The 15,998-nt window shown below is 47.8% G+C and carries 17 protein-coding genes and 1 pseudogene; 5 read left to right on the plus strand and 13 right to left on the minus strand.

Features of this window, described 5'->3' with window-relative positions:
- The first annotated feature begins 66 nt into the window (after window positions 1–66).
- Together IEW11_RS02530 and IEW11_RS02535 are read left to right on the plus strand one after the other, a co-directional pair.
- Window positions 67–777: a response regulator transcription factor gene (locus tag IEW11_RS02530; RefSeq protein WP_188528683.1), complete on the plus strand. Its 711-nt coding sequence runs from the start codon at window positions 67–69 to the stop codon at window positions 775–777.
- Entirely contained in the window at window positions 764–2,170 is a 1,407-nt protein-coding gene (locus IEW11_RS02535) for a sensor histidine kinase (RefSeq protein WP_188528685.1), read from the plus strand. The genes IEW11_RS02530 and IEW11_RS02535 overlap by 14 nt, the downstream gene beginning before the upstream one ends.
- 126 nt (window positions 2,171–2,296) lie before the next feature.
- Here the strand turns inward: IEW11_RS02535 and IEW11_RS25285 are convergent, their stop codons facing one another.
- From IEW11_RS25285 to IEW11_RS02565, 7 genes are all read right to left on the minus strand, one after another.
- Window positions 2,297–2,479, minus strand: coding sequence for a MerR family transcriptional regulator (locus tag IEW11_RS25285; protein ID WP_373289287.1), 183 nt, complete (start codon window positions 2,477–2,479; stop codon window positions 2,297–2,299).
- On the minus strand, window positions 2,476–2,637 hold the full coding sequence (locus tag IEW11_RS25290; protein ID WP_373289288.1) for a MerR family DNA-binding transcriptional regulator: 162 nt from the start codon (window positions 2,635–2,637) through the stop codon (window positions 2,476–2,478). Before IEW11_RS25290 ends, IEW11_RS25285 begins: the two co-directional genes overlap by 4 nt.
- The gene (locus IEW11_RS02545; RefSeq protein WP_188528687.1) at window positions 2,606–3,586 is read right to left on the minus strand and encodes an aldo/keto reductase; all 981 of its coding nucleotides are present in this window, start codon (window positions 3,584–3,586) and stop codon (window positions 2,606–2,608) included. The genes IEW11_RS25290 and IEW11_RS02545 overlap by 32 nt, the downstream gene beginning before the upstream one ends.
- A 235-nt stretch (window positions 3,587–3,821) precedes the next feature.
- Complete coding sequence (locus IEW11_RS02550) at window positions 3,822–5,045, minus strand: multidrug effflux MFS transporter (RefSeq protein ID WP_188528689.1); 1,224 nt, start codon at window positions 5,043–5,045, stop codon at window positions 3,822–3,824.
- Between the two features lie 15 nt (window positions 5,046–5,060).
- Window positions 5,061–5,465 (minus strand): (R)-mandelonitrile lyase, encoded by a 405-nt coding sequence (locus tag IEW11_RS02555; protein WP_188528691.1) that lies wholly within the window; start codon window positions 5,463–5,465, stop codon window positions 5,061–5,063.
- Window positions 5,466–5,480: 15 nt separating this feature from the next.
- Window positions 5,481–5,639 (minus strand): hypothetical protein, encoded by a 159-nt coding sequence (locus IEW11_RS02560; protein ID WP_229724919.1) that lies wholly within the window; start codon window positions 5,637–5,639, stop codon window positions 5,481–5,483.
- A 75-nt stretch (window positions 5,640–5,714) separates the two neighbouring features.
- The gene (locus IEW11_RS02565) at window positions 5,715–6,764 is read right to left on the minus strand and encodes an NAD(P)-dependent alcohol dehydrogenase (protein ID WP_188528693.1); all 1,050 of its coding nucleotides are present in this window, start codon (window positions 6,762–6,764) and stop codon (window positions 5,715–5,717) included.
- A 231-nt stretch (window positions 6,765–6,995) separates the two neighbouring features.
- Between IEW11_RS02565 and IEW11_RS02570 the strand changes: the two genes are divergently transcribed.
- A complete protein-coding gene (locus IEW11_RS02570) occupies window positions 6,996–7,553 on the plus strand; it encodes a TetR/AcrR family transcriptional regulator (protein ID WP_188528695.1) in 558 nt (185 codons plus the stop codon).
- An 8-nt stretch (window positions 7,554–7,561) separates the two neighbouring features.
- On the opposite strand, the gene IEW11_RS02575 is transcribed toward IEW11_RS02570, so the two are convergent.
- The 5 genes from IEW11_RS02575 to IEW11_RS02595 all read right to left on the minus strand — a co-directional run bounded on the left by IEW11_RS02575 (window position 7,562) and on the right by IEW11_RS02595 (window position 11,276).
- On the minus strand, window positions 7,562–7,714 hold the full coding sequence (locus IEW11_RS02575) for a hypothetical protein (RefSeq protein ID WP_188528696.1): 153 nt from the start codon (window positions 7,712–7,714) through the stop codon (window positions 7,562–7,564).
- 269 nt (window positions 7,715–7,983) lie between these two features.
- Complete coding sequence (locus IEW11_RS02580) at window positions 7,984–8,634, minus strand: hypothetical protein (RefSeq protein ID WP_229724920.1); 651 nt, start codon at window positions 8,632–8,634, stop codon at window positions 7,984–7,986.
- A 128-nt stretch (window positions 8,635–8,762) separates the two neighbouring features.
- Entirely contained in the window at window positions 8,763–9,608 is an 846-nt protein-coding gene (locus IEW11_RS02585; protein WP_188528802.1) for an SPL family radical SAM protein, read from the minus strand.
- Window positions 9,608–10,813, minus strand: coding sequence for a multidrug effflux MFS transporter (locus IEW11_RS02590; RefSeq protein WP_188528698.1), 1,206 nt, complete (start codon window positions 10,811–10,813; stop codon window positions 9,608–9,610). Before IEW11_RS02590 ends, IEW11_RS02585 begins: the two co-directional genes overlap by 1 nt.
- Before the next feature lie 55 nt (window positions 10,814–10,868).
- Complete coding sequence (locus IEW11_RS02595) at window positions 10,869–11,276, minus strand: macro domain-containing protein (RefSeq protein WP_229724921.1); 408 nt, start codon at window positions 11,274–11,276, stop codon at window positions 10,869–10,871.
- A 170-nt stretch (window positions 11,277–11,446) separates the two neighbouring features.
- On the opposite strand from IEW11_RS02595, the gene IEW11_RS02600 reads away from it, so the two are divergent.
- Both IEW11_RS02600 and IEW11_RS02605 read left to right on the plus strand, forming a co-directional pair.
- Complete coding sequence (locus IEW11_RS02600) at window positions 11,447–11,806, plus strand: winged helix-turn-helix transcriptional regulator (RefSeq protein WP_188528700.1); 360 nt, start codon at window positions 11,447–11,449, stop codon at window positions 11,804–11,806.
- Window positions 11,807–11,836: 30 nt separating this feature from the next.
- Window positions 11,837–12,037, plus strand: a pseudogene (locus IEW11_RS02605) (transposase); the annotation flags it as partial.
- A 97-nt stretch (window positions 12,038–12,134) separates the two neighbouring features.
- On the opposite strand, the gene IEW11_RS02610 reads toward IEW11_RS02605, so the two are convergent.
- Entirely contained in the window at window positions 12,135–15,977 is a 3,843-nt protein-coding gene (locus IEW11_RS02610) for a TIM-barrel domain-containing protein (RefSeq protein WP_229724923.1), read from the minus strand.
- Window positions 15,978–15,998: the final 21 nt, after the last annotated feature.

A 15,998-nucleotide genomic window follows, 5' to 3' on the forward strand; every position in this document is an offset into this window, starting at 1 on the left:
CACTTTTTCTTCAAAATCTACGGATAGAATAGATAGTAGGACATATCTAATTTTGAGAGGTGCAACATGAAAGAGCAGCGTATTCTGATCGTTGATGATGAAGAACCAATGCGTGAACTTCTTATGCTGTATCTAAAAGCAGATGGGTATACAGCTGATGCAATCAGCAATAGCGAAGATGTGCTTTTGAAGATGCAACAAACATCGTATGATTTGGTCTTGTTGGATGTGATGATGCCGATTATGGATGGCTTTGAAGTTTGTCGAGCCATTCGGGCTTCTTACACGACGCCTGTTATTATGATAACGGCGAGAGAACGTACGATCGACAAAGTTGAAGGTTTGCGCATAGGAGCAGATGATTATATAACTAAGCCATTTGAGCAGCAGGAGCTACTAGCTCGTATCGAGTCCATCTTTCGACGGGAACGTTTCCTACAAGACGATAGACAGCTTAAAAAGCCAAATCAACTTCTTATCTATAAGGGACTGACGTTAAATTTAGCGACCCATCGGGCGATGGTTCATTCCAAAGAACTTGCATTGACCCCGAAGGAATATGCCATTTTGAAACTCTTCCTCTCTAATAAGGGAAGAATTTTTCATCGGGATGATATACTCGAATTAATATGGAAAACGGCCTATGTCAATGACGATCGAACCGTCGATACGCATATAAAAAACTTACGAGAAAAGCTGTCTAAAGCAGGCCTTCCAGGGCAGGAAGTAATAAAAACAGTCTGGGGAACGGGATATATATGCCATGAGAGTTCTTAAATTGAATAGTATTGCAAGTAAGCTTGGGACGATGCTTGTCCTCATTTTTTTGGCCTTGATTTTATTGATTGAAGGCGTGTTGTATGGTTTATTCATACGGTTTTATACAAACGACACGATTAGTTATTTGAACCAGCGGAGCCATAACTACGCTACGATACTAACCGATCATTTCGATCCAGCAACGATGGAGCATGTGGTAAGCATGGAAAGTTCATCAAATAATCTCCTGTTGATCCTGGACGCTTCGGGAAATATTCTTCGAGGTTCCCAGGGGATCTCACAATTGTCCCTTGCATATCTGAATGACATTATTACTCATGGCAATGAAGGCCACGGGCCGGTGATCGCTTCAAACTGGAAAGAAGAAGATTACTTTGTCACAGAAGCCGATATCAGTTCGGACGGGCAAACTGTTGGTAAGGTGATTATGTTCAGCCCTACTTCTCCTATACGCAAAGCTGTGGCTACGCTGAATACAACCTTTATTGGTGTGGCTATTATAGGTTTGGTTATCAGCGCGGTCCTCATTTATCTAGTTTCCAATCGGATTGTCCAGCCTCTGTTGCGTATCATTCACATTACAAAACGGATTTCGGACGGTCACCATGACTGGGAGCTAACTCAGAAAGGGACCGATGAAATCGCGCAATTATCCAAAGCAGTAAATCAAATGTCCCAAAACATTCAGTATTATAAGCAACAACGAAATCAGTTTTTAGCAGATATCTCACATGAATTAAGGACACCTTTAACATACATTAAAGGTTACTCTGAGCTCTTAAACAAAGACCAGATTCCAGACGATCAAGATCGAAATAAGTATCTTTCGTTATTGCATTCACAGAGCATACAGCTACAAAGACTGGTCCAAGATCTTTTTGACTTGGCCAACCTTGAACAGGGGTCCTTTACATTTGAATGTAAACGCATTTCTGTTGAAAAGGTCATTCTTAACGCTCTCGATTTAATGGCAGAACCTATACAGTCAGCAAGTATTAGCCTTACCTACTCTCCTTCGCCGGCCTCCATTTATGTTTGGGGTGATGAAAGACGGCTGCAGCAAGTTATCATTAATTTGCTTGAAAATGCTAAAAGGTACACAAACAAGGATGGAACGATTCATCTCGCAACTCACAATGAAAATAATCTTTGTTTCATAAAGGTTTCGGACACAGGCATTGGTATTCCGGCAAAAGATCTTCCTCATATCTGGGAGCGTTTGTATCGTGTTGACAAATCACGTTCAAGAGTAACAGGCGGTGCCGGCTTAGGGCTGGCTATTTGCAAAGAGATTATAACCTTACACAAAGGTGATATTAGTATTGATAGTGTTGAGGGCGTTGGAACAACATTTACAATTACTCTTCCTCCCTACTCTGCAGATTCGTAATAAGCCGACTCTGTAAATTCAGGTTTGGACTCCATCTTCAGAATTGGTATTATTCTTATTATCCCGATTTTGTTTCTGTATAATGGTCAACGGGGACGAAAATCGGCTCTCTAGCTGCAATTATTGTTACGCAATAAGCGTGTTCGTCATTTCTTCTATCTTGTCAGCCAGCCGATTGCGTTGGTCGACCAGAAGCTCTTTCCGTGTCACGAGCGTATCGTCGCCTTTTTGAAATAGGCTCACGTACTCAATCAACATTTCGACAGGAAGACCGACGCTTTGCCGTATGCATTTGATAAACCAATTCACTTGATGTCTTCCTCCGTATAATCCCGTATACCGATTTTGTTCCGGTTTACGGGGGGAATTAAACCAATGCGCTCGTAATAACGAAGCGTACTCTTTCCCCTATCAAATCCCGAATCCCTGCGGTTATCACAAAGCGCCGACAACCCGGTGGGGTACATATGGCTCCTCAAGCGACGCAATCTCTTCCGGCGTCAACTTGACTTCAAGCGCGGAGACCGCGCTCTCGAGATGCGATTCTTTCGTCGCACCGATGATGGGAGCGGTAACTGGTTCCTTTTGCAACAGCCAGGAAAGCGCGACCTGCACGCGCGAGACTCCGCGCTGCTCGGCGATTGCGGCCACCTTCTCCACAATCAGGCGGTCCGCCTCGGCGAAAGCATCATATTTAGACTTCTGCACCTTATCGGTTTCGGAACGATGCGACGCCTCCGTCCCACCGCGCGTCAGGCGGCCGGATGCAAGCGGGCTGTACGGAATGACGCCGATCCCTTCCGCCTTGCAGAGAGGAATCATTTCGCGCTCTTCTTCCCGGTAGATGAGGTTATAATGATTCTGCATCGAAACGAACCGCGTCCAGCCGTTATTCTCGGCCACATGCAACGCTTTCAGAAACTGCCAGGCAAACATGGCGGAGGCGCCGATATATCTCACCTTCCCCGCTTTCACGACGTCATGGAGAGCCTCCATCGTTTCCTCGATCGGCGTATTGTAGTCCCATCGGTGAATTTGATACACATCCACGTAATCAGTCTCTAATCGCTTCAAGCTCTTGTCGATTTCGCTCAGGATCGCCTTACGGGAAAGCCCCGCCCCGTTCGGGCCTTCATGCATGCGGAAATGAACCTTGGTCGCGATGACTACTTCATCGCGGTTCGCGAAATCCCGGAGCGCGCGTCCGACATATTCCTCGCTTGTTCCAGCCGAGTATACGTTTGCCGTATCGAAAAAGTTGATCCCAAGCTCGAGCGCTTTCTTGATCACTTCACGGCTTTGTTCTTCATTCTGTACCCATGGATGCGTCCAACGCGATGCATCACCGAATCCCATGCAGCCCAAACAAATCCTTGATACATCCAGACCGGTATTTCCTAGCTTCACATATTCCATTGACCGATACACTCCTTCTTTATTGGACTAGGCCTCATCAATGATTCTACCGTCTGGAGTTAACTCCAAGTCAATACCTTGGAAAGGCAATTTCAATTACTTGTTGCACTCGCATTTACCGGGACCCAGTTGAATCTATAGCCCCATAACGCAGGAAACCAAAAACAGTACCTCTAGTGTGCCCACTAGGGTACTGTTTTTTATCAAGATTTTACCTCATTCCTTCATTTCCTAGCTACTTGGATTCATTCGCAGCATTCTGGGACGAGCCTTGTTGAGACTTTACGAGTAAGAAGTATGCCAGTATAGCAGCTGCGCTCGCACAAAGTAAAATGACGCCCAGCGGAACGGCTGTATCTTCGCCTGCAATGCCAACCAATGGAGCGACGACCGCGCCTAGCAGGAAGGGAACAACGCCGAGCAGCGCTGCCGCGCTTCCCGCCATGCGAGCCTGACCCTCCATCGCAAGCGGGAAGGCGGCTGTCGAGGTGATCCCGATTGCGGCTACAAAGAAAAACAACGGGATCACCAATGTGAACAGCGGTCCATTGACGACAGCGACGATTATGACAGCCGCACTTGCCACTAGGGCTAGCCACAGGCCGAAATGCAGGAAGGTGCGTTCAGATACACGATGAGACATCCGTCCGACGATTTGGGAGCCAATAATCAAGCTAATCCCATTAGACCCGAACAGGAGAGCGAATACGGTGGGAGATGCTCCATATATATTTTGATAAATGAAGGGCGTACCGGAAACATAAGCGAATACCCCGGCGATCATAATGCCCTGCGCCAGCATATAGCCCAAAAACTGGCGATCCCGCAAAAGCAAGTTATAGGCGCGCAGCTGATGCCCGAAATTCGTAGGACTGCGGCGCTCGGAAGGCAGGGTTTCCTGCAAACGCCATTTTGTCATTATGAACAAGTACGTGCCCAGAAGTGCTAAAGTTATAAATACACCGATCCATGTCGTGAACGAAAGGACGCCGCTGCCTGCAACGGGAGCCGTGAGAGGTCCCAAATTACTTACAAGCAAAAGCAACGAGAAAAATTTAGTGAGGTCTTTACCGCTATACAGGTCCCGTGCGATGGCTCGAGAGATCACGATGCCCGCCGAAGCGGCAAACCCCTGCATAAACCGAAATACGATCAATAGCCCTATATTGGGTGAGAATGCGCAAGCTAACGAAGAGGCGACATAAACTGCCATAAAAATGAGCAATGGATTTCGTCTGCCATACCCATCGCTCAGCGCCCCCGTCACGAGTTGACCCACGCCGAGTCCAAGTAAACAAGCGGTGAGACTGAACTGGATTAGGGAAGGCGTCGTATTGAATTGTTCTGCCATCTCCGGGAACGCAGGTAAATACATATCGATCGTAAATGGCCCCAGCGTCGAAAATAAACCTAGCAGCAATGCCAATCTAACCTCATGCCGATTGTTGTTATTGGTCATGTCCTCGAGAGTCTCCTAGTCCGGCTGGGCGTTGTACTGATCGTCGGTGACTTGCTCCATCCAATCGACCGCCTTACCGTCAAGATGCTCTTGAATGGCAATGTGAGTCATTGCTGTGCTTGGAGAAGCGCCATGCCAATGTTTTTCGCCCGGCGGGAACCAGACTACATCGCCGGGACGAATCTCCACAATGGGACCTCCCCAACGTTGAACTCTTCCGCAGCCTGAGGTTACAATCAGAGTTTGACCTAGCGGATGCGTATGCCATGCCGTCCGTCCACCAGGCTCGAACGTAACGCTCGCTCCGGCCGCGCGTGCAGGACCGGGTGCTCCAAACAGGGGATCAATCCGAACCGTGCCAGTAAAATATTCGGAAGGCCCCTTGCCGGAAGGCTGCGTACCGATTCTTTTGATTTCCATTTTCAAGAACCTCCATTACCAATCGATTTGTTTGCCGTCTCTGAACAATCCCCCGTTAGGCCCTTCAGGTCCGATCGTCGCCAACCAAAGGATGGACTCCGCGGCTTGCTTAGGCGTTCTCGGGACAGATGGTCCGCCCATATCTGAAAAAGCGCCTGCGCCTTGGTAGGACACTTCAAGGTAACGTCCATTGTCGAATCCCTCAGTTGTTGCGCGAAGCCAACCCTAAAATATCGCCAGAATGACTCGTTATTCGTTCTCCATCGTGGCGATGTCGATTACGAAACGATACCGGACATCCGAAGCGAGTACCCGTTCCCAGGCCTCATCGATCTGATTCGCGGAAATGACCTCGATCTCGGGAGCGATGTTGTGTTCGGCGCAAAAGTTCAACATCTCCTGCGTTTCGCGGATGCCACCGATCATCGACCCGGCGAACGACCGACGATGAGGGATCAGCGAGAATACCTGAACCGGCAGCGGTTCCGCCGGCGCACCGACGTTGACCAATGTACCGTCCAACGCCAACAACGAAAGATAGGCATTAATATCGATTTCCGCGCTCACCGTATTCACGATGAGGTCGAACGTACCGGCCAGTTTCTTGAACGTCTCCGGATCGTTCGTCGCGTAGTAATGGTCCGCGCCAAGCCGCAAACCGTCTTCTTTCTTCTTTAAAGATTGCGATAAAACCGTTACCTCTGCCCCCATGGCATGAGCGAGCTTCACAGCCATGTGTCCAAGCCCGCCAAGTCCGACGACAGCTACCTTCTTGCCGGGAGCGGCTCCCCAATGACGCAGCGGCGAGTACGTCGTAATGCCGGCGCACAGGAGAGGAGCGGCGGCGTCCAACTCCATACCGTCAGGTATTCGAACCACGAAGTCTTCCGTTACGACGATGTGGGTAGAATAACCACCTTGCGTATATTGCCCGTATCGGTCGATGGCTCCATAGGTGCCCGTATTCCCGCTAAGGCAATACTGCTCCTCCCCCTTATGGCAGCTCGCGCATTCTCCGCAGGAGTCAACCATGCAGCCAACCCCTACTCGGTCGCCAATGGTATACTTGGTCACTTCCGAACCGACCTGGGTAACGATACCGGCGATCTCGTGCCCTGGCACGAGAGGATATTGGACCGGTCCCCAATCGCCGCGAGCGGTATGAATGTCGGAGTGGCAAATACCAGCGAATTTAATCTCAATGAGAACATCATGCGGCTTCAGATCCCTGCGTTCGATCGTTGTCAGTTTGAAGGGGCCTTCCGGATTAAATACAGCACGTGCATTAGTTTGAATCATACATATCCTCCTGTAATCCATGAATAGAATTTCAATATTTTCATGCTTGTTTAGAAATACTAATAAGCGCAACATAAGATCGATAAACAAAACGCTTTGCCTAATCAACCTATGTTTATTATTATATAAGCAAGGAAAGGACATTCAATGGTTAAAAGAATCCGAAACGTTGATATATCAACAGAATTATACAAAATGTTAATTATCTCAGAAAGCTTGGTGACGATCACAATGGCCAAATTAGATCGGAGAATTCTTAAAACACAAGAATCCTTGAGAAAAGCTGTTATCGAACTGATGACTGAAAAAAACTTTGATGATATTACCATTCAGGATATTGCGGATCGGGCAAACGTAAACCGCGGAACCATTTATCTACATTTTCAGGATAAATACGATTTATTAGATAAACTCATAGAAGGCCATTTAAATGAATTAGGGGAAATGGATAAGTGGGCTTGCCAGATGGATTGGAGCGAAGCGCTTATACCCTATTTTGAATATTTTGAGAAAAATTACTTATTTTTTTCGACCATGTTAGCAAGCAAAGAGGCGAAAGGTGCCCCATCCTCTTTCAGAACCCGGCTTCTTGCTTATTTTATGGAAGGCTTTAAAGGTGAGATTGACAAAGAAAGTGAACGAAATACGGATTTAAGTGAAGATGTTATGTTGCAATATGCGGGGACAGCTTATGTAGGGGTGATTGAGTGGTGGATCCGAAATGGCATGCCTCATCCGCCGCAAGCAATGGCCAAACAAGTGGGAGCCCTGTTAGAAAGAACGCTTTAATCGGATATCTAATCAGAAACGACATGTCCGGCTACGGAGTCAGTCGTAACAATCTGGCCGGATTGTTGTTTCTTCATGATATACCATCCGGCTCCATCACCAGGAATATAGGCCTGTCCGTAAATCGACATGCCGTCTCGCTTCACTAAAATTTCCTTCACTTGCAATTGCTGCAGGTGATCACCGGTGCCATGACGGAAAGCGATATTGCAAATTATATAGAGTTAATAAGGACATGAAACCGATGATTATCTTATTTCTGTCCAGTCTAGCAACGAAGGATTCGATAGCGATGTCGCTTTCCGCAATATATTCAAGAATACTCCTCTTCCTCAGAACTCCGATAGCAGCACTTGACTTCCTTCCAGATCTTCCTCCCGTAATTACTGCAGTTTTTAGTTAGATGTCATATTCTCCCTTTTCGATGACATCAACGCTGTGTAATCCGAAGATCAGAAAAGAAAGCCTCGGTCCCAATGTCTACGAACAGACCAATGTTTCCCGAGGTTGCCTCCGCCTTAGTCTTGTCTAATGACATGTACTCGGCCCCATCGACAAATACTGTCAGGTGGATCTCGTCAATTTCCAACGTGAGATTAATCCATTCGGCAGGACCAATGTCCGCTCCCGCCTCGAAACGACCGTCCGGGTATTCCTGTCTCAGCCGTTCGAACCGCCAATCAGGGTATGCGAAATACTGGACGGCACGCTTATCGCGAGGCGACTCGGGCTTTGTCTTTAAGCCGTTTAACGGACGAAGGTAGACTGCTTCAAAGACATCATCACTATTGCTTATGCGATATGCCAGTCCTGCGAACCCGCGTGCATAAGCCGGAGCATCGTCTCGTAACTTACTGAACAAGTCTACCGATATCGTTCCGTTTTTGAAATCTCCAGGAATCAACAAGAATGTCGGCATATCAATGAAATCAATGTTTGGTTCGCCTTTTGAAGTTTCATCCGTCAGTGTAATGCATAATGCCTGCCGCCCACCCATTGTAGTCGGATTGGCGGTCACGGACTGAGTTCGGGCTCCTTCTGGCAGCTTCCCAAGGTCGTAAGTGATGGTCTGTGTGTTCATAGTAGTTTCCTCCTTAATTAATCGTTACGGTGCGATGGTGCATTGGCTTCTTCTGACTAATGCATCGCTGAGCGGTCCCGTGATCATATGCCCCCTGCTTGACCCGCCTGATCGAGCTTCTTGATTCATCAATTCGATCCTTTCTCTTGGATCGGGAAAGCTTCTTCTTTGGAGACATGGATCATTTCCTGGGGGAACGTTTTCTTAAAATACTTTTCGACTCGCGTATGAATATCCCGCTGGTACCAATCCGATAGACCGTTTGCTTCAAACAATTGCGGCATCCCAAGGCTCGCCGAACGCTTCCCCATTGAACCGTCCCCGATATTTAGCGTATCGATCCATATCCGATCTACGATACCCTCCAGCAATTTAGGAAAGTGAGGGGTAAACGGCAGTACGGGCGAAATCGAGGCCTGCGTAGCGATTCCGGCCTCATGCAGTTCTTTTAATGCTTTTAGCCGCAGCTTGATGCCAGGCGAATACGGTGCGAAGATATGCTTGATATCTTCCCGATCCGTTTCGATCGTCATCGAGATCAGGATGCTGCATGTCTCTTTTAGTTGGACTAACAAATCAAGATCTCTCTTAATGAGCGGACTTCGTGTCTGGATTTGCAGCAAATCCGGCGGCATATCAATCATCGTTTCCAATATTCGCCGCGTAATCGTCGCCTTTCGTTCAATCGGCTGATAGGGGTCTGTGGCTGAAGACATAAAGATATGGATGGGTTTGTTTTTGCGGCGTAACTTAACCATCTCGGTCCGATAATTTTCCGCCGCGTTCGTTTTGATATCCACCCATTCTCCCCAAGGAATATCTTTGAATCGTTGAATCGGCATTTCCCTGACATAACAATATCGGCAGGAGAACGCGCAGCCGCCATATGGATTTAAGGAATGGGTAAATCCGACATCCAAATAGCCCTTTGCTTCCGTGAGAATTTTCTTTGCAACAATATCTTGAACCGCGATCACCGTACACTTCGCTCCTTTTTCCTGAAAACCAGGACTACATATGTGATAATGGCTATTGAGCTCGTTGTAAAAATAATGATCCCTAATGGTAAAGCAGAATATTCCCCCGCAATCCCCACAAGCGGGGAAGTGATACAACCGAATAATAAAGGGAAGACACCCAGCAGCGCGGCGGCGCTGCCTGCAATATGCCCTTGCAAATCCATCGCTAATGCAGAAAATACGGGTGAGATCATTCCGATCGATCCGACTAATAAAAAAAGCGGTATAACCAGCGTAAATAAAGGTCCATGTGCTAGAACCACAATCAGGACTGCCGTGCTGGTGATCATGGCCAGCGACATTCCGAATAGAAGAAAACGACGTTCCGGCATACGTCCGGACAGTCGCCTTGCCAGATGGGATCCTAAGATTAAGCTGACACCGTTAAGCGCAAAGAGTATCGAAAACGTTTGAGGCGACACACCGTATATCTTCTGATAAATAAATGGAGTTCCCGAAATGTAGGCAAAGACGCCTGCGAACATGATGCCTGGAGCTAACGCATAACCCATAAACGTCCGATTTACAAGTAATGTTTTAAAGTTTGATAACAACCCCACTACATTGCTGGGGACACGTTGCGCAACAGGTAAGCTCTCCTTGAGCTTCCATGTTGTTATGCTCGTCAATAACAGCCCAAGAAGCCCCAAAAAGATAAACATTCCAACCCATTCGGTGAAAGAAAGTACAGCACTCCCTGCAAGCGGCGCAAGCAATGGGGCGGCATTCCCAATCATCATGAGGAGGGCAAAAAACTTTGCCAATTCGATCCCGCTGTACTTGTCGCGAACAATCGCCCGAGTGATCACAATTCCGCCGGCCGCGGCAAATCCTTGAATAAAACGTAATAGAATGAACACCGTAACATTCGGTGCAAACGCACATCCAAATGAGGAAAGGAAATAGAGTATCATCGAGATTGATAGCGGTTTACGTCGGCCATACACATCGCTTAAAGCTCCGATAACGATTTGGCCTATGGCTAATCCTAAAATGCATGCGGTTAAACTCACCTGTATGACCGATGCGCTGGTTCCAAAAAACTTCATCATTTCAGGAAATGCCGGAAGATACATATCGATTGTAAATGGCCCCAGCGCAGAAAAAGCCGCCAGTATGAGAGCAAATCTAAGCTGATGATGATCTCGCATTAAATTCATTTCGATCTACAGCTCCAATCCGTTCGTTGAGTTAAAAGACACTCTCTCCCGAAGATCAGGACGTGAATACCCGAAGGTATTCCAGATAATCTTCATCGCTATAAACATTAAAGACAATCCGTTCAAAACGGTGGTCGTGCGTATTTAGCCAGTCATTCACCGTTTCAACGGCTATTTGGGCGGCTTCCGCTTTGGGAAACCCGAATACCCCAGTAGAGATCGCGCAAAAAGCGACGCTCTTGATATCCGGAATCTCGCTTGCTTCACGATATCTATCCTGCGGGGGTCTCTCGTCGTTGAGAAGACCTTCGCCCCGGCGGCTATGGCCAACTGTAGCGCAGCCAATCCGACCGAGCTGGTACCGCCTCGAATCAGCAGCGTTTCCCCTGCTGCTAACCTTATTGATAACCTCTGCAATCCTAGGATTAGCGTTCAATACATTGTCGCGGAAGACAGGAGCCAAGTTATACGGAGGCCCCCCTTTTTCTCCCTCTAGAGTGACAATTTCCTTTTCTCTTCGGAACATTTTGCATTTCGTATCTCTGCATTTATAATATAAGCAATAAAGTACATTTGAAAGTAGGCACCTTTTTATTATGTAGGAACCTAAAAGTAACTAATGGAGGGACACGAATGTTACCCAATAGCAAAGAATTGCCCTTATGCCCTGTCGCGACAACAGTCGGCTTAATCGGCAACAAGTGGAAGCTGTTTATATTACGGGAGCTGCTTCCCGGTGCCAAACGTTTCGGCGAGCTTCGTAAAAGGATACCCGATATTAGTCAAAAGGTATTAACGCAAAACCTGAGATCGATGGAGGAAGATGGGATTGTTACTCGCGAAGTCTTCGCCGAGGTTCCGCCAAGAGTCGAGTACCAGCTTAGCGAGCTCGGAAATTCGTTACGGCCCATTATAAGCGTGATGGAAGTCTGGGGATTAAATTATCAAAAGAATGTAGCAGCCGCTGTACATGCGGAATTAGAATCCTTATAATTAAGCGCGTCAATAAGTAGATGTTTGTTTGAAGGCTATAAGCTCTCGGTACGCCGAATGATTGAACCGGAGAGTGCGTTTGGAGAAATGAAGAGCAACTGGAGCTTCCGGCGATTCCTGCTTCGCGGCTTACCGAAGGTGAGCCTGGAAGTCGGGTGGCTTTCGCTTGCCCATAATCTGGTCAAATGGGTAACGATGAACCAAAAAGCGCGAATCGTGGGGGTCAAGTAACCCCCAAACTCGCGCTTTTTTGCTTAAACTCTGAAGACAAGGCCGTCCCTGCGTAGCAAAAAACTGCTTTTGGGACGGCTCCTCTTAATTTTACAGTTTATTTCCGGGTAATTCTTACGTCATCGATATGCAGTACGGTGCCGCCTGGGGAATCCACATAGAATCCTGCATCGATTTGTCCATTCGTAACGTAAATGTTATCAACGCTGATATATTTCCATACTCCGTCATTTGAAATATTCTGATAGATTGCATTGCCTCCATAATTTGCAATTTCCGCTCTCGCGATCGTCGGGGTCGCATATTGCAGCCTGACCCAAGCCTCAAATTTGTAATTACTGTTGTTTAACGGAACATTGATGACCTGATGTATGCTCTGCTGATAAGCACTGCTGGAATAAAAGTAAGCACGCTTATCTCCCGTCCATGAAGACATCGGCGGGTTAGATCCCGATCCGCTGTCGACACCGTAAGCAATGGCCTGGCCGGAAGGATGCCACTCGGTCCAGTTGCTTCCCAATGCGTCATTCCGCTCGAAGTCCGGATTATCCAGTAGATTCACCTCAGATAATGGTGTTCCAGGCGGTGTAGATGAAACCAGGATACGATCCAGATTGACATTGCCGCTGTCAGCAAGATCATACTTGTAGGCGATGGTGTTCCTGCCCGCATTTAAGGATAAAGTCTGCGTCTGGTCCTGCCACACATCCCAACTCGTTCCCGGACTGGTTAAGCTCGCTTGAACAACGTCAACACCATTGACATAGGTGCTGAGTGTATTCGTTGTGCCCGTGCCGTTCGCATATCGCAGCGCAACCTCATAGTTGCCTGCCGATGGAACGGTCACTTGGAAGGAAGCCGCTGCTCCCGCGAGAGTCATGTTATCCACGAATGCTTTGCCGCTGTAGAACTTATGATTCTGATTCGTACTTGCCCCTCCCGACAATGCTGCGCTTTCCGCTTCATATTTGGCGATGGCAGGATGGAATGGAACGGAGATATAGTCTATATTGACGTTACCTGTATCGCCTGCATCGTTATAATATTTATACGCAATAGCATTCCGGCCGGATGACAATGGAATCGTCTCACTCTTGGTAGACCAAGTACTCCAGTTCGCAAGATTGGGAAGATTTGTTTGTTTTACCTGCTTTCCATTTGCGAATATACTTACCGTCTTATCCGCCCCCGTGGCATTGGCGTACCGCAAATCAACATTGTAATCGCCGCCTGCTGTTACATCCGCGTAGAAGGTAACAGCAGCACCCGTGTTATGGAAGCCATCTACAAATCCATTGCCGGAATAGCCTGCATGGTTGTTATTAACCGATGCTTTCGTACTTGTCGTATTCCCGGAAAGCGAAGCTTCTTCCGCTTCCAGCTTCATGGATGCCGCCGATACGGTTCCATTGCCGGTTACGACAATGTCCTTTGCAGTTGAGCTGGCGGCGGTTACCTTGACATAAGTCACATCGCCGTAAATACCTTTCCCTGTGGCCCATCCTTCGCCATCCGACGCTTTCAAAGCAGCGAGATCCGCATAAACAGGAAGCGGCATGCTGTTGCTTGCAACCCCTGTGCCGGCTTTGCCGTGAATCTTGACTATATAATCCTGAACATCAGGGATATAAGTACCCGATTTGGCAGCAATGTTGAAGGAAATACCGTTTGCTCCTTTATCCTGTACCGTCATCGTTTGCTTGAAATTTTCACCGTCTTCATAATCGTAAGTTGCTCCATCGTCATCATAGTAAGTAAAGCTGGTTGCTGCCGTATCCGGGAACACATCCACTTCGATCGTCGAAACCGCGCTTTCCCCAATATAATCTTGAACTTCCTGCGAAGGAATGATCGCGCCTTGCTTGATGAACAGCGGAATATCCGACCACGTTTCGGCATTCACAGGATACGAGATTGTCTGACCGCCGGAATACGTATCACCTTTAAAATAATCGGTCCATCTTCCTGCAGGCAGATAGATTTTTTTAACTGTCTGGCCCTTGTCAACGACGGGAGCTGCCAGCATCCAATCTCCGAACATCCAAGCGTCCACGTAGTTGCTGACATTCGGGTCCGTCGGATAATCAAAAATCAGAGGTTTTACGAGTCCGTTGCCATTCTCATACGCGCTTCTTTCATATGCGTACATATAAGGAATCAACTTATATCTTAAGTGAATTGCACTCTTGGCGGCTTCTTCTGCTGTGTTTCCATAAAGCCAAGGCTGTCTTTGATGATAAAGATTACCATGGACGCGGAATACCGGTGTCAATGCGGCAAATTGCATCCATCTGGCGTATAGCTCAGGGCTCGGGTTGCTGTCAGACGGATTAAATCCGCCCGTGTCCATTCCCCACTTCGGCTGCCCAAGGTTGACGGAAGAAAGCATTACGGTGCGCTGTTCTTTCATGCCCGAAGCCCAGCCCACCTTCTCGCCCATTTCAAATTGAGCGCCGATATCGCCCGACCACAACGTCGTCGCGTACCGCTGTGCACCGGGGTAGAACGTTCTAGCCGTCTGCCACACTCTTGTCGCATTGTTCGTATAAGCCCTCTGCCCTTCGTACATCCCTTGGGAGAGATGAGTCGTCGTGAAATTACCAAACCAATATTGCGCAGCCCCGGAAGCCACCTTATCCGTTTCGTCATTCCACCAGCCAATAATGCCTTTGTCGAAAGCATCCTTTGAGTGATCCCAATACCATGACCGCATGCTGGCATTGTAAGGATCTATACTCCTTACCAGCACGGGGATGAAATAATCTTGGTACTCATTATGGCCAGGGTACCAATAGCCTCCGGCTTCCGAATCATAATACTGACTTGTTCTGTTTCCGTTGTGATCTTGAGTAACAATTCTTGGCTTAGTAATCCCGATCATTTTGATACCCTTCGCGTCCATGGCGGATTTGAAAGCCGGGCCGGCATCCGGAAAGTTCGCCGTGTTCCAAGCGAATTCTCCATAGTTTGATTCTCCGTATTTCTTCCAATCATAATCAAGACCGTACCCGTCAATGGGAATGTTCTTCGCGCGATACATATCGACCATGCCCGTCATTTCGGCTTGATCCGTGTCCCACTCAAAATTCATAAAACCGAGAGACCACTTCGGCAGCATCGGCGATTTCCCTGTGATCTCGGCAACGCCGGACATAATCTCCTCCGGTTCGCCGACAATTGCGTAATACTCAACATCCGTCTTTGTATATCGGCGGCCCTCCGTTGGCGTGCCTCCATAATAAAACTCCAACTTGCCGGTAGTATCGGTATAAGGATATCCTCCGTCACTGTCAACCAGGATTCCGTATCCGGCCGTCGACCACATCAGCGGTCCGCCCGAGTCCCCTTGATTACCCGCGTGAGCTGGATGATCGCTTGAGTTTCTGAGAATATCCGGTGCCGCTTCATTAGCATTGTAGCTGCGGATGCCATAGATATTATGATTAGCGCTATGCATGAAACGGATTCCATCGTAGAAAACGCCTCCGCCGGATGGCTCCCACAACAATGTCGTGCCGTCTGTTTTTTTGATCGTAACTCGAGTCGGATTTTTAACAATTTCCACTTTCATCTTCGCTGTTGTAATCGTGATTGGATCACCCGATGTATCGATGGCCGACCCGACGGCACTCCAAGTTTTATTCGGGTCAATCATCGGGGTGTCGGGACTAGGCGATACATTGTTTGGCCGGTACGATACTTTTATGATATCTTCCTTCAACACATCGAATATGAGCGTATCGTCATTCGCCTCTGCTCCGTTATCTATGGTTAACGTGAGGGTGTCTCCCGTTACAGTTGTTCCAATCACGTTGCCGAGCGCATTGACATATGCGTCCGCCCGTGGAATGGGAAACGGCGCAAGTACAGAACAGAAAAGCGCAAGTGCGAGACCCGACAGTAGAATACTTCTCATCGTGTTCTTATAAAAGCTCCCCATTGGTTCGCCACCTTTCGTGAA

This window comes from Paenibacillus abyssi, from assembly GCF_014640295.1.
Lineage (GTDB): Bacteria > Bacillota > Bacilli > Paenibacillales > Paenibacillaceae > Paenibacillus_D > Paenibacillus_D abyssi.

Coding starts and splice junctions, on each gene's coding strand:
- IEW11_RS02530 (WP_188528683.1), top strand. CDS start 67: ATGAAAGAGCAGCGTATTCTGATCGTTGATGATGAAGAACCAATGCGT.
- IEW11_RS02535 (WP_188528685.1), top strand. CDS start 764: ATGAGAGTTCTTAAATTGAATAGTATTGCAAGTAAGCTTGGGACGATG.
- IEW11_RS25290 (WP_373289288.1), bottom strand. CDS start 2,637: ATGTACCCCACCGGGTTGTCGGCGCTTTGTGATAACCGCAGGGATTCG.
- IEW11_RS02545 (WP_188528687.1), bottom strand. CDS start 3,586: ATGGAATATGTGAAGCTAGGAAATACCGGTCTGGATGTATCAAGGATT.
- IEW11_RS02550 (WP_188528689.1), bottom strand. CDS start 5,045: ATGACCAATAACAACAATCGGCATGAGGTTAGATTGGCATTGCTGCTA.
- IEW11_RS02555 (WP_188528691.1), bottom strand. CDS start 5,465: ATGGAAATCAAAAGAATCGGTACGCAGCCTTCCGGCAAGGGGCCTTCC.
- IEW11_RS02565 (WP_188528693.1), bottom strand. CDS start 6,764: ATGATTCAAACTAATGCACGTGCTGTATTTAATCCGGAAGGCCCCTTC.
- IEW11_RS02570 (WP_188528695.1), top strand. CDS start 6,996: ATGGCCAAATTAGATCGGAGAATTCTTAAAACACAAGAATCCTTGAGA.
- IEW11_RS02580 (WP_229724920.1), bottom strand. CDS start 8,634: ATGAACACACAGACCATCACTTACGACCTTGGGAAGCTGCCAGAAGGA.
- IEW11_RS02590 (WP_188528698.1), bottom strand. CDS start 10,813: ATGAATTTAATGCGAGATCATCATCAGCTTAGATTTGCTCTCATACTG.
- IEW11_RS02600 (WP_188528700.1), top strand. CDS start 11,447: ATGTTACCCAATAGCAAAGAATTGCCCTTATGCCCTGTCGCGACAACA.
- IEW11_RS02610 (WP_229724923.1), bottom strand. CDS start 15,977: ATGGGGAGCTTTTATAAGAACACGATGAGAAGTATTCTACTGTCGGGT.